17 protein-coding genes are annotated in these 24,723 nt (G+C 73.0%); 12 read left to right on the top strand and 5 right to left on the bottom strand.

Annotated features, from left to right (window positions below):
* Positions 1-127 precede the first annotated feature (127 nt).
* The 3 genes from adhE to ACI769_RS10620 all read left to right on the top strand — a co-directional run bounded on the left by adhE (position 128) and on the right by ACI769_RS10620 (position 3,764).
* Positions 128-2,872: a bifunctional acetaldehyde-CoA/alcohol dehydrogenase gene (gene adhE, locus ACI769_RS10630; protein ID WP_085387585.1), complete on the top strand. Its 2,745-nt coding sequence runs from the start codon at positions 128-130 to the stop codon at positions 2,870-2,872.
* 216 nt (positions 2,873-3,088) lie between these two features.
* Positions 3,089-3,310: a helix-turn-helix domain-containing protein gene (locus ACI769_RS10625; RefSeq protein ID WP_031315411.1), complete on the top strand. Its 222-nt coding sequence runs from the start codon at positions 3,089-3,091 to the stop codon at positions 3,308-3,310.
* A gap of 64 nt (positions 3,311-3,374) precedes the next feature.
* Positions 3,375-3,764 carry a DUF6907 domain-containing protein gene (locus ACI769_RS10620; protein WP_128957449.1) on the top strand — a complete coding sequence of 130 codons (390 nt, stop codon included), beginning with the start codon at positions 3,375-3,377 and terminating at the stop codon, positions 3,762-3,764.
* A 7-nt stretch (positions 3,765-3,771) separates the two neighbouring features.
* Here the strand turns inward: ACI769_RS10620 and ACI769_RS10615 are convergent, their stop codons facing one another.
* Together ACI769_RS10615 and ACI769_RS10610 are read right to left on the bottom strand one after the other, a co-directional pair.
* Positions 3,772-4,497 (bottom strand): response regulator transcription factor, encoded by a 726-nt coding sequence (locus ACI769_RS10615; protein ID WP_031315413.1) that lies wholly within the window; start codon positions 4,495-4,497, stop codon positions 3,772-3,774.
* The gene (locus ACI769_RS10610) at positions 4,494-5,717 is read right to left on the bottom strand and encodes a sensor histidine kinase (RefSeq protein WP_085387587.1); all 1,224 of its coding nucleotides are present in this window, start codon (positions 5,715-5,717) and stop codon (positions 4,494-4,496) included. Before ACI769_RS10610 ends, ACI769_RS10615 begins: the two co-directional genes overlap by 4 nt.
* Positions 5,718-5,912: 195 nt before the next feature.
* Here ACI769_RS10610 and ACI769_RS10605 point away from each other — a divergent pair, with 195 nt between their 5' ends.
* The 3 genes from ACI769_RS10605 (at position 5,913) to ACI769_RS10595 (ending at position 10,144) form a co-directional block, all read left to right on the top strand.
* A complete protein-coding gene (locus ACI769_RS10605; RefSeq protein WP_081896044.1) occupies positions 5,913-6,494 on the top strand; it encodes a M15 family metallopeptidase in 582 nt (193 codons plus the stop codon).
* Positions 6,495-6,555: 61 nt separating this feature from the next.
* Complete coding sequence (ligA, locus tag ACI769_RS10600; protein ID WP_085387588.1) at positions 6,556-9,003, top strand: NAD-dependent DNA ligase LigA; 2,448 nt, start codon at positions 6,556-6,558, stop codon at positions 9,001-9,003.
* Positions 9,004-9,037: 34 nt separating this feature from the next.
* A complete protein-coding gene (locus ACI769_RS10595) occupies positions 9,038-10,144 on the top strand; it encodes a hypothetical protein (RefSeq protein WP_085951337.1) in 1,107 nt (368 codons plus the stop codon).
* Positions 10,145-10,148: 4 nt separating this feature from the next.
* Here ACI769_RS10595 and ACI769_RS10590 read toward each other — a convergent pair whose 3' ends face one another.
* From ACI769_RS10590 to ACI769_RS10580, 3 genes are all read right to left on the bottom strand, one after another.
* Complete coding sequence (locus tag ACI769_RS10590; protein ID WP_409141566.1) at positions 10,149-11,048, bottom strand: dihydrodipicolinate synthase family protein; 900 nt, start codon at positions 11,046-11,048, stop codon at positions 10,149-10,151.
* 10 nt (positions 11,049-11,058) lie between these two features.
* Positions 11,059-11,724, bottom strand: coding sequence for a ThuA domain-containing protein (locus ACI769_RS10585; protein WP_021483712.1), 666 nt, complete (start codon positions 11,722-11,724; stop codon positions 11,059-11,061).
* A gap of 69 nt (positions 11,725-11,793) precedes the next feature.
* The gene (locus ACI769_RS10580; RefSeq protein ID WP_034655387.1) at positions 11,794-12,975 is read right to left on the bottom strand and encodes an ROK family protein; all 1,182 of its coding nucleotides are present in this window, start codon (positions 12,973-12,975) and stop codon (positions 11,794-11,796) included.
* Between the two features lie 408 nt (positions 12,976-13,383).
* Between ACI769_RS10580 and ACI769_RS10575 the strand changes: the two genes are divergently transcribed.
* The 6 genes from ACI769_RS10575 to ACI769_RS10550 all read left to right on the top strand — a co-directional run bounded on the left by ACI769_RS10575 (position 13,384) and on the right by ACI769_RS10550 (position 24,708).
* Positions 13,384-14,904, top strand: coding sequence for a sugar ABC transporter ATP-binding protein (locus ACI769_RS10575; protein WP_086150719.1), 1,521 nt, complete (start codon positions 13,384-13,386; stop codon positions 14,902-14,904).
* Positions 14,901-15,941, top strand: coding sequence for an ABC transporter permease (locus tag ACI769_RS10570; RefSeq protein WP_034655390.1), 1,041 nt, complete (start codon positions 14,901-14,903; stop codon positions 15,939-15,941). The genes ACI769_RS10575 and ACI769_RS10570 overlap by 4 nt, the downstream gene beginning before the upstream one ends.
* A 117-nt stretch (positions 15,942-16,058) precedes the next feature.
* Positions 16,059-17,126 carry a substrate-binding domain-containing protein gene (locus ACI769_RS10565; protein WP_021479937.1) on the top strand — a complete coding sequence of 356 codons (1,068 nt, stop codon included), beginning with the start codon at positions 16,059-16,061 and terminating at the stop codon, positions 17,124-17,126.
* 119 nt (positions 17,127-17,245) lie between these two features.
* Entirely contained in the window at positions 17,246-18,418 is a 1,173-nt protein-coding gene (locus tag ACI769_RS10560) for a Gfo/Idh/MocA family protein (RefSeq protein WP_021479936.1), read from the top strand.
* A gap of 251 nt (positions 18,419-18,669) precedes the next feature.
* Positions 18,670-23,655 carry a ThuA domain-containing protein gene (locus ACI769_RS10555; protein ID WP_409141565.1) on the top strand — a complete coding sequence of 1,662 codons (4,986 nt, stop codon included), beginning with the start codon at positions 18,670-18,672 and terminating at the stop codon, positions 23,653-23,655.
* 255 nt (positions 23,656-23,910) lie between these two features.
* Positions 23,911-24,708: a hypothetical protein gene (locus ACI769_RS10550; protein ID WP_061268733.1), complete on the top strand. Its 798-nt coding sequence runs from the start codon at positions 23,911-23,913 to the stop codon at positions 24,706-24,708.
* Positions 24,709-24,723: the final 15 nt, after the last annotated feature.

Here is a 24,723-nt window from a genome sequence, read left to right as displayed (position 1 = left end):
ACCCTTGTGGGGACGCGCGGCTTGTGAAAACCTTCACAAGTAGAGAGACCGCCGAAGGAGCCGGGGCATCCCGGCCCCGGCACACCCGCGGCCGACGCCCGGCGAGGTCGGGCACCGGAGGGGACGCATGAGCGCGAAGAGCGCCAGCACGAAGGTCGAGAACCGCACCGAGGACACCCGCACGACGCACGAGATCGACGTCCTCGTCGAGCGGGCCCGCAAGGCGCTCGACCAGTACATGAGCCTCACGCAGGAGGACGTCGACCGGATCGTCCTCAAGGCGTCCGTCGCCGGCCTGCACCAGCACGGCCACCTCGCGCAGATGGCCGTCGCCGAGACCGGGCGCGGCGTCTTCGAGGACAAGGCGACCAAGAACATCTTCGCGTGCGAGCACGTGCCCAACTCGATGGCGAACCTGAAGACGGTCGGCATCATCGGGCGCGACGAGCTCACGGGCGTCGTCGAGATCGCCGAGCCCGTCGGCGTCGTGTGCGCCGTGACGCCGGTGACGAACCCGACGTCGACCACGATCTTCAAGTCGCTCATCGCGCTCAAGACGCGCAACCCCGTGGTGTTCGCGTTCCACCCGAGCGCGCAGCGCTCGTCGGTCGAGGCGGCCCGCATCGTGCGCGACGCCGCGGTCGCGGCCGGCGCGCCCGACGACTGCATCCAGTGGGTCGAGCACCCGTCGATCGAGGCGACCAGCACGCTCATGCACCACCCCGGCGTCGCGCTCATCCTCGCCACGGGCGGCAACGGCATGGTCCGCGCGGCCTACTCGGCCGGCAAGCCGGCGCTCGGCGTCGGGGCCGGCAACGTCCCCGCCTACGTCGAGAAGAGCGCCGACCTCGGCCGCGCGATCAACGACGTGGTCATGTCGAAGGCGTTCGACAACGGCATGGTGTGCGCCTCGGAGCAGGCGCTCATCCTCGACGACGTGATCTACGACGACGCGATGCGCGAGCTCGCCCGCCTGCACGCCTACCGGGTGACGCCCGCCGAGAAGGCGATGCTCGAGCGCCTCATCTTCGGGGTCGAGGCGAACGGCACGAACTGCGCCGGGGCGAAGCTCAACCCGAAGGTCGTGGGCAAGTCGCCGGTGTGGATCGCGCGCGAGGCCGGGTTCGAGGTCCCCGACGACACGTCGATCATCCTCGCGGAGATCGACGACGTCGGCCCCGACGAGCCCCTGAGCCGCGAGAAGCTCACGCCCGTCCTGGCCGTCCTGCGGGCCCGCGACACCGAGCACGGCGTCCGCCTCGCGGAGCGCATGGTCGAGCTCGACGGCCTGGGCCACTCGGCCGCGATCCACACGTCCGACGAGGCGCTCGTCGAGCGGTACGGGTCGCGCGTGAAGGCCGTGCGCGTGCTGTGGAACAGCCCGACGTCGCTCGGCGGCATCGGCGACATCTACAACGCGCTGCTCCCGTCGCTCACGCTCGGCTGCGGCAGCTACGGCGCGAACTCGGTGTCGAACAACGTGTCGGCGGTCAACCTCATCAACGTCAAGCGGATCGGGCGGCGCAACAACAACATGCAGTGGTTCAAGGTGCCGGCCAAGACGTACTTCGAGCCGAACTCGATCCAGTACCTCGCGCAGATGCGCGACGTGCACCGCGTCACGATCGTCACCGACAAGGTCATGAGCCGCATCGGCGTCGTCGACCGCGTGCTCGACGTCCTCGCCCGCCGCGAGGAGAAGGTCGCGATCCAGATCATCGACGCGGTCGAGCCGGAGCCGAGCGTCGGCACCGTGAACCGCGGCGCCGAGTCGATGCGCGACTTCGAGCCCGACACGATCATCGCGATCGGCGGCGGGTCGCCGATGGACGCCGCCAAGGTCATGTGGCTGCGGTACGAGCACCCGGAGATCGAGTTCTCCGACATGCGGGAGAAGTTCTTCGACGTGCGCAAGCGCGCCTACAAGTTCCCCGAGCTCGGGGGCAGGGCGAAGCTCGTGTGCATCCCGACGTCGTCGGGCACCGGCGCGGAGGTGACGCCGTTCGCGGTCATCACCGACCCGGAGACGGGCTTCAAGTACCCGCTCGCGGACTACGCGCTCACCCCGACCGTCGCCATCGTCGACCCCGTGCTCACGGACACCATGCCCGCGAAGCTCGCGGCCGACTCGGGCTTCGACGCCCTCACGCACGCGACCGAGGCGTTCGTCTCCGTCTACGCGAACGACTTCACCGACGGGCTGTGCCTGCAGGCGATCAAGATGGTCTTCGAGCACATCGAGGACTCGGTCACGCAGGGCGCGGCGGCCCCGAAGGCCCGCGAGAAGATGCACAACGCGGCGACCATCGCGGGCATGGCGTTCGGCTCGGCGATGCTCGGCATCGTGCACGCCATGGCGCACACCGTGGGCTCGACCTTCCACCTCGTGCACGGGCGCACCAACGCGGTGCTCCTGTCGCACGTGATCCGCTACAACGGCCAGGTGCCCACGAAGCTCACGAGCTGGCCCAAGTACGAGCGCTACGTGGCCCCGGAGCGGTTCCAGGAGATCGCGAAGCACCTCGGGCTGCCGGCCTCCACCCCGGAGGAGGGCGTCGAGTCGTACGCGAGGGCGGTCGAGGAGCTGCGCGCCAAGGTGGGCATCGAGGCGACGTTCGCCGCGCAGGGCGTCGACGAGCGGGCGTTCATGAGCCGCCTGGACGACCTCGCGCTCCGGTCGTTCGAGGACCAGTGCGCCCCGGCGAACCCGCGGATGCCGGTCCTGGAGGACATGCGCGACATCCTCGTCGCGGCCTACCGCGGCAGCAGCCGCGAGGTCGTGCGGGCAGAGCGTCTCGCGGCCCACGAGGGTGCGAGCACCGAGGACGGGCAGGCGGCGACCCCGCCTGCCGGGAGCGTGGCGGCCGGCTGACCCTTCCCGGCCCCACGAAACCCGGAGCCCGACGGCGCGAGTCCCCTTCCGCCGTCGGGCTCCGTCGTGTGACGGGAGGGCTCTCAGTGTGCTATCTATGAGTAGCACGCGTCGCGCGGGCGCCCCTCGCGGAGCGGGGGGAGGGGGTCGTTCGAGAACGGGGTGATACCGATAAGTCTGTAGACCGAGGAGTAGCGCTGGGTGACGGTTGCACGCGTGCAAGGAGATCTGCAGCGCGCGCTGGGTGAGAACCTGCGGACCCTCCGGGTCGGCCGCGGGATGAGCCAGGAGGACTTCGCCGAGTTCCTCGGCGTCCACCGGACCTACATGGGCGGGGTCGAGCGCGGGGAGCGCAACCTGACCCTTCGCTCGGTCGAGAAGCTCGCCGAGCGGCTCGACGTCGACCCCGTCTCGCTCCTCCGTCCACCGCCTTCGTAACGGCGCGGTCCGGCGTGTCGGACGCCCCCGGCATCATGGTCCCGTCGCCGGGGAGGTGATCGGCATGACCGACGTGCTCGACAGCACGACAGGGGGATCAGCAGTGTGGGCTTCGCCGCTCGGGAGGCCGTCCTGGCAGGTGGACGACTGCCCGCCGTGGTGCGTGGCCGTCCACGAGGAGGGCGACCACCCGCACGACCGCAAGCACCTCGGCCCGGAGCTCACGGTGCCCGCCACGACCCTCGCGGCGCACGCGTCGCCGGACGGCGTGCACCGGGACGAGCGGTCGGCGTCGGAGCTCGTGGTGTCGCTCCACCGCAGGGACGGGTCGCACGACACGTGGGTCTACGTGGGCGACGGGTTCGAGCAGCGCCTCGAGGTGCTGCTCGGCGACATGTGGCGCATCGTCGAGGCGTTCGGGCGCGCGGTCGAGGGCCTGCCCCCGGAGGCGTGAGCAGGGCTCAGGCCGTGCCGCCCGGCCGCACGAACCCGGCCTCGTACGCGAGGATCACGAGCTGCACCCGGTTCGTCAGCCCGACCTTGGTGAGCAGCGACCGCACGTGGCTCTTCACGGTCGCCTCGGTGAGGTGCAGCTCCGCCCCGATCTCGCGGTTCGACAGGCCGCGCGCGACCGCGAGGAGGACCTCGCGCTCGCGCGGGGTCGCCGCGTCGAGGCCGGTGACCGCGGACCCGGTCTCGACGGCGTCGGAGGCCGCGAGCGGCGCCTGCCGGGCGAGCTCGACGTAGGTCGAGATGATGCGACCCGTGACCGCCGGGTCGAGCAGGGAGTCGCCGGCGTGGACGCGGTGCACGGCGTCGACGAGCGACTGCGGGTCCGCGTCCTTGAGGAGGAACCCCGCGGCGCCCGCCCGCAGCGCGCCGTACACGTACTCGTCGTCGTCGAACGTCGTGAGGACGAGCGTGCGCACCGCCGCGAGCTCGGGGTCGGCCACGATGCGCGCGGTCGCCTCGATGCCGTCCAGCCGGGGCATGCGCACGTCCATGAGCAGGACGTCGGGGCGCAGGGCGCGCGCCATGGCGACCGCCGTCTCCCCGTCCCCGGCCTCGCCGACGACCGTGACGTCCGGCTCGTTGTCGAGGATCATGCGCAGGCCCAGCCGGATGGTCGCCTGGTCGTCCACGACGACGACGCGGACCGGCGTCGTGCCCGTGCCGGGGGCGCTCACGCCGCCGCCCGGGGGACTCGCGCCTCGACCGTCCAGCCGCCGCGCCCGTCCGGCCCGGCGGACAGCGCGCCCCCGGCTGCGAGCGCGCGCTCGCGCATGGAGGTCAGGCCGTGCCCCTGCCGCCCGTCGGTGCTCGGCAGCGGCGGCCCGGGGTCGTGGACGCGCAGGCGCAGGTCGCCCGCACGGTCGGTCAGCGTCACGGTCACGTCGTGGGCGAGGGAGTGCAGCAGCACGTTGGTCAGGGCCTCCTGGGCGATGCGGACGACGGCGAGGCCGGACTCGGCGCTCGTCGCGGGCCACGGGTCGGGGAGCGTGAGGTCGACGGCGCGCCCGGCGTCGCGCAGGCGGCGGGCGGCCGCGCGTAGCTCGTCCGCGGCCCGGTCGCCGTCGGGCGTCGGGGCGAGGGCCGCGGTGCCGCCGTCGGCCTCGGTGCCGCGGCGCAGCACCTGCACGACGGACCGCATCGCGGTGAGCGCCTGCTTGCCCTCGTCGGCGATCCACCGCACGGCCTCGGCCGGCGCGTCCGGGCGGTTCGCCGCGACGCGGTCCGCCGCCTGGGCGCGCACGACGATCGCCGACATGTGGTGCGCGACGACGTCGTGCAGCTCGCGCGCGATCCGCGTGCGCTCGGCGAGCACGGCGCGCTCCGCGAGCTCGGCCTGGAGCTCCTGGAGCTCCGCGTTGCGCTCGCGCAGGCTCTCGGACGTGAGGGCGAGGCGGCGGAAGAAGTACCCGGCGGCGACCGCGACGAGCACGAGGGCGAGCGCGAGGACGACGTCGGAGGGGGAGTTCGCGACCCAGAGCTCCTCGACGAAGAAGGGCCGGGGAGGCAGGACGAGGCCCGGGCGCCCCGCGAGCTGCAGCGCGAACGCCGCGAGGCCGGCGCCGACCGTCGCCAGGACCGGCGGCACCGCCCCGGACCGGGTCGCCGCGAAGGCCGCGATCATGAGCGGCACGAGCTCGAACGGGGTCTGCATGATCCAGGGGATCGCGAGCGGGTAGAGCGTGACGGTGCCCCAGAACAGCGGGCCGGGCGCGACGCGCCGCAGCGCGAGCGCGAGCACGATCCCCAGCCCGGCGACCCGGTACGAGTCGGGGAAGCGCGGGTACCAGTAGTCGCCGCGCTCCATGACCATGACCACGGTGAACCACACGGCGCCCGCGACGAGCGCGGTCGCGAGGTCCTGCGCCCACACGGGCAGGCGGGTCGGCTGGGGCACGCGTCAACGGTAGCCGGGGCGGGTCGTGCGCGGCACCGCCCCGGGAGGGAACCCGGACCGTGCCGCCTCCGCCCCAGGGCGGAACGACGTCGGGCCGGGGGCGGACGCTCCCCGTCCGGCTGCACCGCACGGCGGGGTCGAGGAGTCGCCGTCGGGTCGATGTGGCGCGAGGTCGCCGCGGGCGAGCCTCGTCCCATGACCACGACACCCCTGCGCCCCACGCCGCCCGCCCGCCACGTCCCGGGCCCGCGCGGCCCGCGGCGCGTCGCCCGCACCGTGCTCGGCGTCCTCGCCGTCGGCGCGCTCGGCGCGGCGGGCGCGCTCACGTACCTCACCGTGACGACGCACGACGGCGACGCCGTCGCCGACCCGTCGCCCACCCTGCGCCCCCAGACCGCGACCGGGCTGGACCCCGAGCTCGAACGCCGCTTCGACGAGGCGCGGGCCGCCGCAGACGCCGAAGGGGTCGAGCTGACGCTCACCTCGGGGTGGCGCACCGCGGCGGAGCAGGAGCAGCTCGTCGAGGCGGCGCTCGAGCGCTACGGGTCGCCCGAGGAGGCCCACCGGTGGGTGCTCCCGCCCGAGACCTCGGAGCACGTCGCGGGCCTCGCGATCGACGTCGGGCCGACCGACGGCGCACTGTGGCTCGGCGAGCACGGCCCCCGGTTCGGCCTGTGCCGCACGTACGCGAACGAGATGTGGCACTTCGAGGCCGCGACGGAGCCGGGCGGGACGTGCCCGCCGATGCACGAGGACGCCTCGCACGGCTGGGGGTGAGGGCCCGCCGGGGTGCGGTCCGGGGGCGGCGGATGTGGGCGGTCCGCGCGATGATGTGCGGGTGAGCGAGAGCACCCCCGCGACGTCAGCGCCGACCCCCCCGACCCCGACGGACGAGGACGCGCCCGCGGCGTCGTCCGCCGCCGAGCTGGACGAGGCCGCGGCGCAGCGGCGCTGGGCCGAGCTCGTCGCCCAGGTCGAGGCCGACCAGCGGGCCTACTACGAGGAGGACCAGCCGGTCTCGTCCGACGCGGAGTACGACGCGCGGATGCACGAGCTGCAGGCGCTCGAGGCCGCGCACCCCGCCCTCCAGACGCCCGAGTCGCCCACGCAGCGCGTGGGCGGCCGGGCCGCGGCCGGCTTCGCGACCGTCCAGCACCTCGAGCCCATGCTCTCGCTCGACAACGCCTTCAGCGCCGAGGACCTCGCCGCGTGGGCGGCGCGCGTGCACCGCGACCTGGGCGTGGCCGCGGACGCCGAGGTGGACTACCTGTGCGAGGTCAAGATTGACGGCCTCGCCATCGCGCTGCTCTACGAGAAGGGCCGTCTGGTGCGGGCCGCCACGCGCGGCGACGGGCGCACGGGCGAGGACGTGTCCGCCAACGTGCGGACGATCCCGAGCATCCCGCAGCGCCTCGCCGGCGACCCCGCGACGCACCCCGACGTCATCGAGATCCGCGGCGAGGTGTTCATGGGCGTCGCGGACTTCGCCGCGCTCAACGAGAAGCTCGTCGCCGCGGGCCAGGCGCCGTACGCGAACCCGCGCAACACCGCGGCCGGGTCGCTGCGCCAGAAGGACCCGGCCGTCACCGCGAGCCGCAACCTGCGCATGTACGCGCACGGCGTCGGTGCGCTCCAGTGGGAGGCAGGCGAGCACGCCGAGCTCGCGCGGCAGTCCGACGCCTACGCCCTGTTCGAGCAGTGGGGCGTGCCGGTGTCGCCGCACAACCGGGTCGTGCACGGGCTCGACGAGGTCATGGACCGCATCGCCTACTTCGGCGAGCACCGGCACGACATCGAGCACGAGCTCGACGGGATCGTCGTCAAGGTCGACGAGCTCGCGCTCCAGCGGCGGCTCGGCGCCACGAGCCGCGCGCCCCGGTGGGCCATCGCCTACAAGTACCCGCCCGAGGAGGTCAACACGCGCCTCCTCGCGATCCAGGTCGGCGTCGGGCGCACGGGCCGCGCGACCCCGTACGCCGTCATGGAGCCGGTCAAGGTCGCGGGCAGCACGGTGCGCCAGGCGACACTGCACAACCAGGACGTCGTCCGCGCGAAGGGCGTGCGCATCGGCGACATGGTGGTGCTGCGCAAGGCGGGCGACGTCATCCCCGAGATCCTGGGCCCGGTCGCGGCGCTCGCGGACGACGGCTACCCGCGCGAGGACTTCGTCATGCCCGCGGACTGCCCGGAGTGCGGCACGCCGCTGCGCCCCATGAAGGAGGGCGACGTCGACCTGCGCTGCCCCAACGCCGAGTCGTGCCCCGCCCAGGTGCGCGGCCGCGTCGAGCACATCGGTTCGCGCGGGGGCCTCGACGTCGAGGTGCTCGGCGAGGTGACGGCGGCCGCGCTCACGCAGCCGCTCGAGCCGGCCGAGCCGCCGCTGCGCACGGAGGCCGGGCTGTTCGAGCTGAGCGTCGAGCAGCTCGTCCCGATCCGGGTCGTCGTGCGCGACTCCGAGACCGGGCTGCCGCGCGAGTACGACGGCACGGGCGAGCCGGCCGAGATCACGATGCCCGACGGCTCGACCGCGACCGTGAAGTCCGTGTGGCCGTTCCGGAAGAAGCGCAAGCTGTCGAAGGCCGCGGAGCGCGCGGCGATCGAGGCGGGGGAGCCCCTCTTCGAGGCGTCGACCAACGCGACGAAGCTCGTGGAAGAGCTCGAGCTCGCGAAGACGAAGGACCTCTGGCGCATCCTCGTCAGCCTGAACATCCGGCACGTGGGCCCGGTCGCGGCGCGTGCCCTCGCGGACTGGTTCGGCTCGCTCGACGCGATCCGGGCGGCGACGCGCGACGAGCTCGCCGCGGTCGAGGGCGTCGGGCCCGTGATCGCCGACCAGGTCGTCGAGTGGTTCACCGTCGGCTGGCACGTCGAGATCGTCGACCGCTGGCGGGCGGCCGGGGTGCGCTTCGAGATCCCCGACCACCCCGGCCCCGGCGCGCGCCAGGAGCCGACCGGTCCGCTCGCCGGGCTGACGGTCGTCGTGACGGGGTCGCTCGAGGGGTTCAGCCGCGACGGCGCCAAGGAGGCCGTCATCGCGGCGGGCGGCAAGGCGTCCGGGTCGGTCTCGAAGAAGACGGACTACGTCGTCGTCGGGGCGAGCGCCGGCTCCAAGGAGACCAAGGCGCGCGACCTCGGGCTGCCGATCCTCGACGAGGAGGGCTTCGTCGCGCTCCTCGCCGGAGGGCCCGACGCCGTGGCCGACCGCCTCGGTGCGGGCCCGGCGTCGGACGACGCGGGCGATGCCCCGGCCACGGACGGCGGGGCAGAGCCCGGCGCGGACGGCTGAGCCGCGCGTCGGGCCGGGCGCCTACGATGCTCCGGTGCTCGACGCCACCACCGCCCCGTCCCGTACCCTCCCGACCCTGCGCGGCGCCCACCTCGTGGGCTCCGTGAACCTGCCGACCGCGCGCGAGACCTTCCGTGCGGTGGGGGAGCACCTCGGCGACCACGTGCGCCGCGTCCCCGACGGGGAGGTCGGCGAGCGGTTCCACTGGATCCTCTTCCAGGGTGAGCGGTTCTCCGCCGTCGACGGACTCGCGCGCGTCCCGGTGGACCCGGTCGTCGTCGCAGGGTTCGACGTGCGCCCGCACGTCCTCGACGGCTCCGTCGACGCGGCCGACCTGCGGTTCGGCCCGCTCGGCTACGCCGACGCGGCCCTCGCCTCGTACGCCGACTTCGTCGCGCTGCGCGAGGAGGGCGCCCTGCCGGCCGGGGCCCGCTTCCAGGTGTGCCTGCCCTCGCCGCTCGCGCCGGTGACGGCGTTCGTCGCGCCCCAGGACCGCGCGGCGGTGCACCCGGCGTACGAGGCCGCGCTCGTCCGCGAGCTCGCGGCGATCAGCGCCGCGATCCCCGCGGAGGACCTCGCGGTCCAGGTCGACCTCGCGACCGAGTTCGCGTTCGTCGAGGGCGCGAACCTCGGCGGCGGGGCCGCGCGCGCGTGGTTCGACGCCGAGGCCGGGGGAGACGAGGACGTCGTCGTCGGCTGCGCGCGCCGGGCGGCGGCGTTCGCCCGGCACGTCCCCGCCGGGGCCGAGCTGGGGTTCCACCTCTGCTACGGCGACGTCGCGGAGAAGCACTTCGTCGAGCCGACGGACACCGCGAACCTCGTCCGCGTCGCGAACGCCCTCGTGGAGCACCTCGACCGGCCGGTCCAGTGGGTCCACCTGCCGGTCCCTATCGCGCGCGACGACGTCGCGTACGTCGCGCCGCTGGCGGACCTGCGCCTGGACCCGGCGACCGAGCTCTACCTCGGGCTCCTGCACCACGAGGACGGTGTCGAGGGCGCACGCCGTCGGCTCGCCGCGGCGGCGTCGGTGCTCGGCGACCGCCCGGTCGGCGTCGCGACGGAGTGCGGCTTCGGCCGCGGCCCGAGCGAGCGCACCACCGGCCTGCTCGACCTGCACGCCGCGGTGCTCGCGGCGGTCTGACGGCTCAGCCCCGGGGCCGCCGCCCGACGACCTCGCGCAGCCGCGCGACGCCGTCGGGCGGGACGGGGAGCGACGGCCCGCGCGGGGGAGCGGTCGGTACGCCGAGCAGGGTGGCGAGGGCGTGGAACCCGCTCACCGGGCGCAGGTCGGCGAGCACGGCGGTCAGGTCGTGCAGCCAGCGGGCGACCCGCGCATCGGGCACCGTGCCCGCGGTGCGGGTGCGGCGGAGCGCGACGTACTCCGCGGGGACGAGCGCGGCGAGCCCGGTGTGCCAGGCGTCGGCCGGCTCGGCGCCGCGCACGAGAGGGACGTCGCCGCTCAGCCCGACGCTCACGCCGAGGCTGTCGGTCGCGGCCCGCAGCTCAGCGACCCGCCCTCCGGGTCGCGCGGGCGTCGACGCCGCGTCCTTGACCGCGACCACGGTCGTCGTGCGGGCGAGGTGCGCCAGGGCGCCCGGCGTGAGGTCGTACGCGGTCTGGACGCTGCGGTTGTAGAAGCACACCGGCAGGTCGACGTCCGCCGCGACCGCCTCGAACAGCGCCACGACCTCCGCCTCGTCGAGCGGGAGGTAGGAGAACGGCGCGAGCACGAGCCCGTGGGCGCCCGCGTCGCGCGCGGCACGGGCCCGTGCGAGGACCTCGCGCGTCGACGCGCCGCTCACCGCGACGTGGACGGGCACGGCCGTGGCGCCCGTCGACCCCGCGGACACGGCCGCCCGCACGACGGCGTCGCGCTCGTCCGGGTCGAACGTGACCCCGGCGCCCGACGACGCGAGCACCACGACGCCGTCGACGCCGGCCCCGGCGGCGTCCCGGACCAGGCGGCCGAGAGCGTCGAGGTCGGGGGCGTCGTCGTCGGTGAGGGGCGTGATCGGGTAGGCGAGCAGGCCGCGGAAGCCGGTCACGCGCGCGGGCTCAGCGGCTCGCCCAGAGGATGCCGCGCTCGACGATCGTGCGGATCGGAGGCACCTCGAGGTCGGCGAGCTGGTGCCCCGCCGCGCACACGAAGATGCGTCCGGCGCCCCAGCGGCGCGTCCACACGGCGGGGGAGACGACGGGCTCGTGCCACGGGTCGCCGTCGCGCGGGAGGATCGTCGTGGTCGCGAGGACGTCGTTGTACGAGTCGGCGAGCACCCAGTACTGCTCCGAGTGCAGCGCGATCGAGTCGATCCCCGCGACGATCGGGTGGTCCCCGCGCTCGGGCACGATCTCGATCGTGTGGTCCACGAGGTCGTGCGCGTGGGCGGCGAACTGCCCGCCCACCATCTGCAGGTAGTCGGTGGCGAGCCGGAACGAGTCGACGATGCCGCCGTGCCAGCCCGCGAACCCGGTGCCGTTCGCGATAGCCGTGCGCAGGCCGCGCATCTCGTCCGGGAGGATCTCGCCCATCGTCCAGCACTGCACGACGAGGTCGAGGCTCGTCATGAACTCCTCGTCGGCGTACGCCTCGAGCGACCCCTCGAGCGTCACGTCGTAGCCGGACGCCTCGAGGAACGGGATGAACAGCTCGGCGGCCTCCTCGGGTGCGTGCCCGGGCCACCCGCCCCGGACCACGAGCGCTCGACGGTTCCGCTCGGTCATGACTCCTCCTCGTGCTTCGTCACACTCGTCGCGCCCGCGCGCGCGGGCAGCGGCCCCCGTCGACCGCGCTCAGGCGATGAGCGCGTCGATCGCTGCGGGCGAGAGTACGTGATCGACGGCCATGGCGCTCGCACCGAGCACGCCGGCCTGACCTCGTGCCTGCGAGGTGACGATGCGCAGGTGCTGCGTCGCGAGGGGCAGCGAGCGCTGGTAGACGATCTCGCGGATGCCCGCGATGAGGTGCTCGCCCGCCTCGGCGACGATGCCGCCGATGACGATGAGCGAGGGGTTGAGCAGGCTGACGCACGCCGCGAGGACGGAGCCGATGTCGCGCCCGGCCTGGCGCACGGCCTGGCTCGCGGCGAGGTCGCCGCCGCGCACGAGCGCGACGACGTCGGAGCTGGTGGTCGCGTCGAGGCCCGCGGCGGCGAGGGCCGCGGCGACGGCCTGGCCGCTCGCGACGGCCTCGAGGCAGCCCACGTTCCCGCAGCGGCACGGGACGTCGGCGGCGCTCGGGACGGCGACGTGCCCGATGTCGCCCGCGGCGCCCTGCGCGCCGCGCCGGAGCTCGCCGTCGGCGATGATGCCCGAGCCGATGCCCGTCGCGACCTTGACGAAGAGCATGTCGGTGACCGCGGGCCACGCGGTGCGGTGCTCGCCCAGCGCCATGATGTTCACGTCGTTGTCGACGAGCACGGAGGCGTCGAACCGCTTCTGCAGGATCCCGGGGACGTCGACGTCGTCCCACGCGGGCATGATCGGCGGGTTGATGGGCCGTCCGGAGGAGTGCTCGACGGGGCCGGGGAGGCCGACGCCGACGCTGACCAGGTCGTCGATGCTGCGCCCGGTGGTCGCGACGAGCTTCTCGCCGGTGTCCGCGACCCACGACAGGACGACGTCGGGACCGTCCGCGATCGCGAGGGCCGCGTCGGTCTCGGCGAGCACGTTGGACGCGAGGTCCGTGACGGCGAGGCGGGCGTGGGTCGCGCCGAGGTCCACGGCGAGCACGATGCGCGCCTCAGGGCTGAAGGCGAAGGTCACGGGCGGGCGCCCACCGGTCGAGCTGGCCTCGCCCGCGGGGGCGATGAGGCCGGCCGTCATGAGGAGGTCGATCCGGGCGGCGATGGTCGACCGCGCCTGCCCCGTGATCGCTGCGAGGTCCGCACGGGTGCGCGGCTGACCGTCCCGGAGCAGCTGGAACATGTCGCCGGCACCGGTCGGGCGCGGCGCGAACTTCAGCAGTTCCTCCATGGGCACAGTGAATCACGGAGCCTCTCGTCGGTCGTCCGTACCAGGCGGACGAGTCATCGGCTTTTGCTTGACGATCGCCAAAAGGTACCCTACTGTCCCCTCCCAAGGCGACATGGACGTCGTCGAAAGGTGTGGAGGCCCGACGGTGGGCCTCCGGTCCGGGCGACGACCGCCCCACGAGCTCCCCCTGGTCCCCGATCGCACGTCGCATCGTCGGCATCCCTGCTCGTACAGGGCTTGCCGGACACTATCGCCTCCGCAGCACCCCGTGGCACCCCGGGAGCGGCGGGAGCGTTCCCATCCGGCGACCAGGGCGCGCACACTTTTGTCGGTCACGGAGTGGTAACAGTGGCAAAAGACGTCAACCTTATGATTGACGCTCGTCAAAAGGTTCGCTAGGTTCACCGCATGGTCACCGCAGACCCTCCCCAGCCGCTCCTGCAGATGCAGGGCATCGTCAAGGTCTTCCCCGGGGCTCGTGCGCTCGACGGCGTCGATCTCGAGATCCTCCCGGGCGAGGTCCACTGTCTCCTCGGCCAGAACGGGGCCGGCAAGTCCACGCTCATCAAGGTGCTCGCCGGTGCCCACCAGCCCACCGAGGGCAGGATCCTCCTCGACGGCGAGCCCATCACCATCTCCGACCCCGTCGCAGCGCTGAAGCACGGCGTCGCGACGATGTACCAGGAGCTCGACGTCGTCGACGGCCTGACCGTCGCGGAGAACGTCTACCTCGGGCACGAGCTCGCGACCATGGGGTTCTCCCAGCGCCGCGAGGCGGTGCGCAAGACGCGCGAGCTGCTCCAGCGGCTCGGGCACTCGGAGGTCTCGCCGAGCACGGAGGTCGGACGGCTGTCGGCCGCCGGCAAGCAGATCGTCTCCATGGCCCGGGCGCTGTCCCACGACGCGCGCGTCATCATCATGGACGAGCCCTCGGCGGTGCTCGACTCCGAGGAGGTGGGCAACCTCTTCCGCGTCGTCAAGGAGCTGACCAAGGCGGGGGTCGCCGTCGTCTACATCTCCCACCGGCTCGAGGAGATCCGCGAGATCGGCGACCGCATCACCGTCCTCAAGGACGGCCGGACCGTCGCGCAGAACCTCCCGGTGTCCGAGACCCCGACGGCGAAGCTCATCACGCTCATGACCGGGCGCTCGGTCGAGTACGTCTTCCCGGACTCCGACGGCCCGGTGGACGCCGCTCCCGTCGTGCTCGACGTCGCGGGGCTGAGCCTGCGCGGCGTGTTCGCGGACGTGTCGTTCCAGGTGCGAGCCGGGGAGATCGTCGGTCTCGCCGGGCTCGTGGGCGCGGGCCGCTCGGAGATCATCGAGACGGTCTACGGGGCGCGCAAGGCGACCGCCGGCACCGTGACCGTCGACTCCACGAGGCTGCGGTCCGGGTCCGTGGCCTCCGCCGTCGGTGCCGGGATCGGGCTCGCGCCCGAGGAGCGCAAGAGCCAGGGCCTGCTCCTCGACGAACCCGTCTACCGCAACGTCACGCTCTCGACGTTCTCGCGCTTCGCGCGCTTCGGTCTCCTCGACGAGAGCGCCGAGCGCAAGGCGGCGAAGGAGCAGGCCGACTCGCTCGAGCTGCGCCCCACCGGCGTCGACCGGGCCATCCGCACGCTGTCGGGCGGCAACCAGCAGAAGGCGATGCTCGCCCGCTGGCTCGTCCACGGCTGCCGCGTGCTGCTCCTCGACGAGCCCACGCGCGGCGTCGACGTCGGCGCGCGCGCCGAGATCTACGCCCTCATCCGCAGGCTCGCCGACGAGGGTGCCGCCGTCGTCGTCGTGTCCAGCGAGATCCCCGAAGTCCTCGGCCTCGCCGACCGCGTCCTCGTCGTCTCCGAGGGTCGCGTCGTCCACGAGGGGCCCTCGAGCTCCATCGACGAGCACCAGGTGCTCGACATGGTCATGGAAGGAAGTGTCGCGTGAGCGAGCAGCAGGTGTCGGCGTCGATGCCGACGAAGAAGCCGGAGGCCGACGAGTCGGCCCGGGTCGAGAAGGCCGCGGGCGAACGCCGCAAGAGCGGGTTCATGTCCGGCGCCGCGGGGCGGAACATCGGCCTCGTCGTCGCTCTGCTCCTCCTGTGCGCCGTGGGCTTCGCGACGGCGGGGGAGCGGTTCGCGAGCGTCAGCAACCTCATGACCATCCTCAGCCTCGGGTCGGTCACCGGCGTCCTGGCCATCGGCATGACGTTCGTCATCACGACGGGCGGCATCGACCTCTCGGTCGGCTCCGTGCTGGGTCTGTCCTCGGTCTGGGCGACGACGCTCGCGACGCAGTCGTACGGCTGGGTCGTCATGGTGATCTGCGCGCTCGCGGTCGGCCTCGGAGCGGGTCTCCTCAACGGCCTGATCATCGCCTACGGCCGGGTCGTGGCGTTCATCGCGACGCTCGCGATGCTCGTCGCCGCCCGCGGCCTCGCCGAGCTCATCGCGCAGAAGCGCACGCAGATCGTCCAGGTCGACGCGTTCAACGACATCTTCCGCGGCAACCTCCTCGGGGTGCCGAAGATCGTGTGGATCTTCGCGGTCGTCGCCGTGCTCGGCTGGTTCCTCTTCAACCGCACGACGTTCGGCCGCCGGACGGTCGCCGTCGGCGGCAACGCCGAGGCCGCTCGTCTCGCGGGCATCAAGGTCAAGCGCCACCTCCTGTACGTGTACGCGCTGTCCGGCCTCACCGCCGGCATCGCCGGCGTCATGATCCTCGCCCGCACCAGCGCCGGGTCCTCGACCAACGGTCTGCTCCTCGAGCTGGACACCATCGCGGCGGTCGTCGTCGGCGGCACGCTCCTCGCGGGAGGCCGGGGCACGATCGTCGGCACCGTCCTCGGTGTCCTGATCTTCACGACGCTCACGAACGTCTTCATCATCAACAACATCGACAGCTCGGTGCAGCAGATCGCCAAGGGCGCGATCATCGTCGGCGCGGTCCTGCTCCAGCAGCGCCTCTCCCGGCGCACCACCTAGCGACCCCGGGCCCCGCGGCGCCCCCGCACCACGCCGCAGCCCGACGAGCCCCGCACCACCCCCACCCCGCCAGTTCCCCTGAGGTTCCACCCGCAGGACAGCATCGAAGGAGATCCCATGTCCGCACGCACCACCCTCCGCCGCCGCATCACGCTCGCGACGGTCTCGGCCGCCTCGATCGCGCTGATCGCGACGGCGTGCACCTCCAACACGCCGCAGGACGAGGGCACGGCCGAGGGCGACGGCGGGGGCAGCGCCAACCAGGCCGTCTCCGACAACGACGCCCCGGGCGACCCGATCGTCATCGGCTTCTCGGCCCCCGCCGCCGACCACGGCTGGATGGGCGCCATCACGACCGCCGCCGAGGCGGAGGCCGCGGAGTACGAGGACGTCGAGCTCCGTGTCGCCGACGGCACGAACGACGTGAACGTCCAGATCAGCCAGATCGAGGGCTTCATCAACGACGGCGTCGACGCGATCGTGCTGCTGCCGTTCGACGGCGCCGCGCTCACCGAGGTCGCGACCAAGGCGATGGACGCCGGGATCCCCGTCATCAACGTCGACCGCGAGTTCTCCAGCCCGTTCGCCGCCCGGACGACGGTGCTCGGCGACAACTACGGCATGGGCGTGAGCGCCGGCCAGTACATCTGCGAGCAGCTGGGCGACAACCCGGACGCCGTGGTCGCCGAGATCGCCGGCATCGACTCGCTGCCGCTCACGCAGGACCGCAGCCAGGGCTTCGAGGACGCGCTGTCCGACTGCGGCCTCGACGTCGACAACCGCGTCGCCGCGGACTTCACGGTCCAGGGTGGCGAGGCCGCGACGGCCAACCTCCTCCAGGCCGCGCCGCAGATCGACGCCATCTGGAACCACGACGACGACCAGGGCGTCGGCGTCCTCTCCGCGATCGAGAACGCGGGCCGCGACGAGTTCTTCATGGTCGGCGGCGCCGGCTCGAAGCAGGTCATGGAGCACATCCAGGCCGGTGACTCCGTCCTCCAGGCGACGGTCGTCTACCCGTCGACGCAGGCCGCGGACGGCATCAAGCTCGCCCGCCTCGTGGCGCACGAGAAGAACCTCAGCGACCTCGCGTCGTCCGACGTGCCGCGCACGGTCCAGCTCTTCGCGCCCGTCGTGACGAAGGACAACGTCGACCAGTACCTGCCCACCGCGTTCCAGTCCTGACGGACCCGCTGACACCCGTCAGCACGCAGCAGGAAGCACGCGGACCACGCCCACGGTCCGCCCGGGTACCGCCCGGCCGGACCGTGGGCGTGCGCCGTGAGAAGCACGGAAGGAACGTCATGGCAGGAAACGACGGCGCGCAGCTCGGCGTCGGCATGGTCGGGTACTCGTTCATGGGGGCAGCGCACTCGCAGGCCTGGCGGACCGCCCCCCGGTTCTTCGACCTCCCCCTCGACCCGCGGATGCGGGTCCTCGGCGGCCGCAACCCGGAGGCGGTCGCCGCCGCCGCGCAGCGGCTCGGCTGGGAGTCCACGGAGACGAGCTGGCAGGCGCTCGTCGGCCGGGACGACGTCGACCTCGTCGACGTGTGCACCCCCGGCGACACCCACGCCGAGATCGCGATCGCCGCGCTCGAGGCCGGCAAGCACGTGCTCTGCGAGAAGCCGCTCGCGAACACGGTCGCCGAGGCCGAGAAGATGGTCGCGGCCGCCGAGGCCGCCGCGCGGCGCGGGCAGGTCGCGATGGTGGGCTTCACCTACCGCCGCGTGCCGGCGATCCAGCTCGCGCGCCAGCTCGTGGCCGACGGCCGCATCGGCACCGTGCGGCACGTGCGCGCGCAGTACCTCCAGGACTGGATCGCGGACGAGGACGCGCCCCTGTCGTGGCGTCTGGACAAGACCAAGGCCGGCAGCGGCGCGCTCGGCGACATCGGCGCGCACGTGATCGACCTCGCCCAGTTCATCACCGGCGAGCGGATCACGAGCGTCTCCGGCCTGCTCGAGACATTCGTCAAGGAGCGTCCCGTCGCGACGGAGTTCGCCGGTCTCTCGGGGCAGGGCGGCACCGAGCGCGGCCCCGTCACCGTGGACGACGCCGCGATCTTCCTCGCCCGGATGTCCGGCGGCGCGATCGGCACGTTCGAGGCGACCCGGTTCGCCTACGGCCGCAAGAACGCGATCCGGCTGGAGATCAACGGGTCGAAGGGCTCGGTCGCGTTCGACTTCGAGGACATGAACGTCCTGCACTACTTCGACGCCGCCGACGACCCGGCCGTCGCGGGCTTCCGCCGCATCGTCGTGACGGAGCCGCAGCACGCGTACGTCGGGCACTGGTGGCCCGCGGGCCACGGCCTCGGCTACGAGCACGCCTTCACGCACCAGGTCGTCGACCTGGTCGAGGGCATCGCCGCGGGGACGCACCCGGCGCCGACCTTCGCGGACGGCCTGGTGGTCCAGCGCGTGCTCGACGCGGTCGAGCGCAGCGCGGCGTCGGGCGGCTGGGTCGAGCCCTAGGTCTCGACCCGCCGCACGGACGGCAGACCGGTCGTCGGCCGCGCGCAGGTGCACGGCCGACGACCGGACGACGAGAGGAGGTACGACCGCCGCGCTGGCGGCGAGGAAGGTGCCCGGCGGAGCACCGAGACAGTCCGCCGACGAGCCCGGGACGGACGGCAGGCCGATGGCGCCGACCCGGCGGAGCGCAGCACAGTTCCCCATCTCGACGAGGAGACCTTGTGAGAAACGTGCTTGGAGGATCGCTCGCCATGAGGCGCACGGTCGCGGCAGCAGCCGCGGCGGCGATCGCTCTCCCCCTGACCATCGCGACGGCGGTGTCGGCCACGGCGGCCCCCGCCGCCGGGAGCGTCGCTCCGGCGGCTCCGGTCGCAGCCGCCGCCGACACCGCACCGTTCGACGTGCTCGTCTTCAGCAAGACCGCCGGGTTCCGGCACGGGTCGATCCCCGCGGGCATCGCGGCGATCCAGCAGCTCGGCGCGGAGAACGACTTCGACGTGACCACGACCGAGGACGCGGGAGCGTTCACGGACGAGAACCTGGCGCAGTACGACGCCGTCGTGTGGCTGTCCACGACGGGTGACGTCCTCAACGACGACCAGCAGGCCGCGTTCGAGCGCTACATCCAGAACGGCGGCGGGTACGCGGGCATCCACGCGGCGTCCGACACCGAGTACGACTGGCCGTGGTACGGCGAGCTGGTCGGCGCGTACTTCAGCAGCCACCCGCAGAACCAGGACGCGACCGTCAAGGTCGAGGACCACGCCCACGAGTCGACGGCGCACCTGCCGTCGCGCTGGGACCGCTACGACGAGTGGTACAACTACCGCACCAACCCGCGTGACACCGTCCACGTGCTCGCGAGCCTGGACGAGACGTCCTACACCGCGGGGTCGGGCGCGATGGGCGCCGACCACCCGATCGCCTGGTGCCAGGCGTACGACGGCGGCCGCTCGTGGTACACCGGCGGCGGCCACACGAACGAGTCCTACGTGGAGCCGGAGTTCCTCCAGCACCTGCTCGGCGGCATCCAGACCGCCGCGGGCGTCGTGCCGTCGGACTGCGCCGCGTCGCAGTCGGACAGCTACGAGGTCGTCTCGCTCGACGAGGAGACGTCCAACCCGATGATGCTCGACGTCGCCCCCGACGGGACGGTCTTCTACGTCGAGCGCGACGGGCGCGTCCGCCTCATCGACCCGGAGAGCAACCAGACCACGACGGCGATGACCCTCGCGGTCACGCAGGCCAACGAGGACGGGCTCACGGGCGTCGTCCTGGACCCGGACTTCGGGGAGAACGGCTGGGTCTACCTCTTCTGGTCGCCGCAGGACGTCGGGACGGACGGGCCGCACAACCGCGTCTCGCGCTTCACGTATGACGAGGCGACCCGGACGATCTCGGCCGCGAGCGAGGAGAAGGTCCTCGTCATCCCGACGCAGCGCGAGACGTGCTGCCACGCGGGTGGTGACATGGTCTTCGACGGCGACGACAACCTCGTGATCGTGACGGGCGACAACACCAACCCGTTCGAGTCGGCCGGCTACGCGCCGCTCGACGAGCGCGCGGGCCGCACGTCGTACGACGCGCAGCGCACGTCGGCGAACACGAACGACCTCCGCGGCAAGGTGCTGCGCATCCACCCGGAGGACGACGGCACGTACACGATCCCCGAGGGGAACATGTTCGCCCCGGGCACGGACAAGACGAAGCCCGAGATCTTCGCGATGGGCTTCCGCAACCCGTTCCGCATCGGCGTGGACCAGAAGACGGGCAACGTGCTCGTCGGCGACTACGGCCCCGACGCGCAGAACGCCAACCCGAGCCGCGGCCCGGGGAACACGGTCGAGTGGAACATCGTCGCGGAGCCGGGCTTCTACGGGTGGCCGTACTGCACCGGTGACAACGCGGCGTACATCGACTACAACTTCGCGACCGGCCAGTCGGGCCAGGCGTTCGACTGCGCCAACGGCCCCGTGAACGACTCGCCGAACAACACCGGCCTGACCCAGCTCCCGCCGGCCGTCGCGGCCGACGTCTGGTACAACTACGCCGGCAACCCGCTCTTCCCGGAGATCGGCGGCGGTGGCGCGCCCATGGGCGGCCCCGTCTACGACTACGACCCGGAGCTCGACTCGGACGTCAAGTGGCCCGAGTACTGGGACGGCAAGGCGATCTTCGGCGAGTGGAACCAGGGCAAGATGTACTCGTTCCAGCTCGACGGGGAGAACCGCGACGAGCTCGTCGACATCAACCGGATCCTGCCGAAGCACTTCGACCCCGCGGCGGGCTTCTACCGCGCGATGGACTTCGACTTCGGTCCGGACGGCTCGCTCTACGTCATCGACTGGGGCCAGGGCTTCGGCGGCAACAACACGACGTCGGGCATCTACAAGGTCAACTACGTGCAGGGTGATCCGACGCCGATCGCCCGCGCCAGCGCGGACGTGACCAGCGGCGCCGCGCCCCTCACGGTGCAGTTCTCCTCGGAGGGCACCCGCCACCCGGCGGGCGACCCGATCTCGCTGCAGTGGACGTTCGGCGACGGGTCCGACCCGTCGACCGAGGCGAACCCGGTGCACACCTACACCGAGAACGGCAGCTACACCGCGCAGCTCGTGGCGACCGACGCGAACGGCCAGACGGGCTTCGCGAACGTCAGCATCGTCGTCGGGAACCAGGCGCCGAGCGTGACGATCACGTTCCCGGACAACGGTGGCGTGTTCGAGTGGGGCGACCAGGTGCGCTACGTCGTCGAGGTCGAGGACCCCGACGGCGAGGTGGACTGCTCCAACCTGCAGATGATGACCGCGCTCGGGCACGACGCCCACGCGCACCCGATGGAGGAGCTGACCGGCTGCGAGGGCGTCATGCAGACGGCCCGCGACGAGGGCCACGGGCTCGAGGCCAACATCTTCTGGGTGCTCGAGGCGTTCTACACCGACGACGGCGGCGAGGTGGGCGTCCCGCTCACGACGAACTCGCTCCAGATCCTGCAGCCGAAGCTGCTCCAGGCCGAGTACTACACCTCGACGGGCCGGCTCCCCGGCTCGGCGAGCACCGGTGACCCGGGCGTCCAGACGGAGCAGACCAGCGACAGCGCGGGCGGCGGCCAGAACCTCGGCTACATCGAGGTCGACGACTGGTGGGCCTACGAGCCCATGTCGCTCTACAACGTCGAGGGTCTCGGCATGCGCGTCGCGTCGCCCTCGGGCGGCACGGTGTCCGTGCGCTGGGACGCGCCCGACGGTCCGGAGATCGGCCGGGTGACCGTGCCGAACACCGGTGACTGGCAGGCGTACACGATGGCGACGACGGAGATCACCGACGTGCCCGAGGGCACGGGGACGCTCTACTTCGTCAACGTGGCCGGCCAGATGAACGTCAACTGGCTCGAGTTCGACGGCCGCGGCGTCACGGACAACGTGCGCCCGACCATCGACACGTTCGAGGTCACGCCGACGGAGGGCACCGCTCCTCTGGAGGTCACGGCGTCGGTCACGGCGACCGACCCCGAGGACGAGGCCGTCACGTTCGCGTGGGACGCGGGCCTCGGCGACGGGTTCGTCGACGGCACCGACTCGTTCGCGGTCACGTACGACCAGCCGGGCACCTACCGGCTCCAGGTGCGGGCCACCGACGAGCGCGGCGCGTACTCGGTCGAGTACACGACGGTGACCGTCAAGGCGCCCGAGACCGGTCCGGGGCTCTGCTTCTCCGGCCGCTCGGACGACTTCCTCGGCACCGACCTCGACGAGGACCGCTGGACCGTGACGAACCGCGACCAGAACCTCGTCGTGCGCGACGGGCGCCTGGTGGTCCCCACGGCGACGCGGGACTTCTACGGCACGGACAACACCGTCGTGCCGAACCTGGTGCTCCAGGACCTCCCGGACGGACCGTTCACGGCCACCGCGAAGGTGACCCTGCCGGCCCGCCAGCAGTACCAGCAGGCCGGTCTGCTGATCTGGGAGGACCAGGACAACTACGCGAAGATGGTGCTCCAGGGCCGGTCGGCCACGGCGGACCCGGCGACGCGGATCTTCCAGTTCATCCGTGAGGAGAACGCCCAGCCGAACGAGGTCAACGAGTCCAACTCGGCCGCGCTCGGTGCCGACTACCCCGACACGGTCTACGTGCGGTTCGTCAGCGACGGCGCGAGCCTGCAGGCGGCGTACTCGGCCGACGGCATCGACTTCACGACGATGCCGCAGACCAAGTCGATCGCCGACCTGGAGAACGCGAAGATCGGGCTCGTGGCCCTCAAGGGCAACAACACGACCACCCCGGTCGTCGACGCGGAGTTCGACTGGTTCCACATCACGCCCGACGACACGGCGGCGGCCCCCGGGCCGGACGACGAGTTCGACGGCGACGCCCTCGACACGTGCCGCTGGTCGATCGTCCGCGAGGACCCGACCGGCTACCGCGTAGCGGACGGCTCCCTGCAGATCGACACGACGCCCACGGACATCTACGGGACGGACAACCGCCCGGTGCCGAACATCGTGCTGCAGGACCAGCCGGGTGACGAGTGGACGATCGAGACCGTCGTCGACGGCTCCGCGTTCGACCGTCAGTACCAGCAGGGCGGTCTGATCGTCTACGGCGGCGACGACGACTACGTGAAGCTCGACTACGTGGTCGACAACCAGGCCGGCCAGGCGCGCAACGCCCGGATCGAGCTGCGCAGCGAGGTCGGCGGCGTGGTGCAGAACCCGCAGCCGCAGACGGGGAGCCTCGCCGAGTCGGTGTGGCACCTGCGCCTCACGCGCTCCGGTGACACGTTCACCGGCGCGTACAGCGCGGACGGCGAGACGTGGACCACGTTCGACGAGAGCGTGACCAACGCGCCCGCCGCGGACGCCAAGGTCGGTCTCTTCGCCCTCGGGGCGTCGGCCGACACCGGTGCTCCGGCGTCCTTCGGCCACTTCCGGGTGATCGAGGACGAGGCCGAGCCGATCGCCGTCACCATCACCGCGGAGACGCGCTGCATGGCCGGCAAGGTGTTCGTCGCGGTCCGCGCGGCGAACGACGACACGGTGCCGCTCGCGATCACGCTCGAGACCCCGTACGGGTCGAAGCAGGTCGCGGACGTCGCGCCGGGTGCGAACGCGTACCAGTCGTTCGCGTCGCGCGCCGTCGCGGTCGACGCGGGCACCGTGACCGTGACCGCCACGGACGCCGAGGGGAGGACGTTCTCCGGGACGGCGGACTACGCGGCCCGGTCCTGCTCCTGACGAGCTCCGGCGGGTCGGTGCGCTGAGCACCGGCCCGCCGGGCACCGCGCTCGGCGCGCGGGCGCTCGGGCGTCCGGGCGGCCCATCGGCCGGGCCGACCGTACGCTGCCCGCACGACGAGCACGACGGGGACCTCCGGGTCTCCGGCCCCGGCGCCCGGGAACGGGCGCTCCGGCCCGGCGCCGGGGCACCCCGGGGGACCGGCGACGACCGCCGCCCCCACCGCACACGGACCCACGACGAGGTGATGACCCGATGTCCCGTACGCCCCGCCAGCGCACCAGCCCCCGGCCTCCGGGCGGCACGCGGCTCCTGCCGCTCCGCCGGACGGCCGCCCCCGTGCGGCACCGCGCCCGCGCGCTCCTCACCGCGGCGCTGGGCCTCCTGCTCGGCGGCGTGCTCGCGCTCGTCGGCGCGGCCCCGGCCGGCGCCCACGGCGGCGACGTCGTCATCTCGCTCGGCACGGACGGCCAGGGCGGCGTGTCCGCGAACCTCACCTGGAAGGTCGACGGCCACCCCGTCGAGGAGGCGGCCGACGTCTCGGTGACGGGGGAGTCCGCGGCCGGCGAGACCGTCGGCCCCCTCACGCTGCGGTCGGCGTCCGAGGGCGTCGGCTGGTACACGTCCGACCCCGGCGTCCTCGCCGACGGCAACTGGACGCTCACCGCCACGATCACCCACCCCGCCGAGGCCACCGCGTCGGCGCAGGTCGACGTCGTGCCGCTGCCGGAGCCCGCCCCGCGCGAGGGCGACGACGCGGCGGCGCAGGAGGGCGGCGACGCCGCCGGCGCGGAGGGTGAGGCGGCAGGCGCCGACGCGGCCGGCGACGACGCCGCCGCGGGCGACGACGCCGCCGGAGAGGGCACCGCGGCCGACGGCACCGCCACGGACGAGGGCTCGACGAGCGCGCTCGTGTGGGTCGCCGTCGCCGTGGTCGCCGCGCTGCTGCTCGCCGCGGGCTACGTCGTCGTGCGGCGCCGCGCGCGCGCGTCGGGCACCGACGAGGCCGCGGGGGACACGCCCCGCCCCCTGACCAAGACGTCCGCCCGGTGACCCCGGGCACGAACC

The organism is Cellulosimicrobium sp. RS, from assembly GCF_046159675.1.
In the GTDB taxonomy this organism is placed as follows: Bacteria; Actinomycetota; Actinomycetes; order Actinomycetales; family Cellulomonadaceae; genus Cellulosimicrobium; species Cellulosimicrobium funkei.
This window is presented reverse-complemented; position numbering and strand designations above follow the sequence as displayed.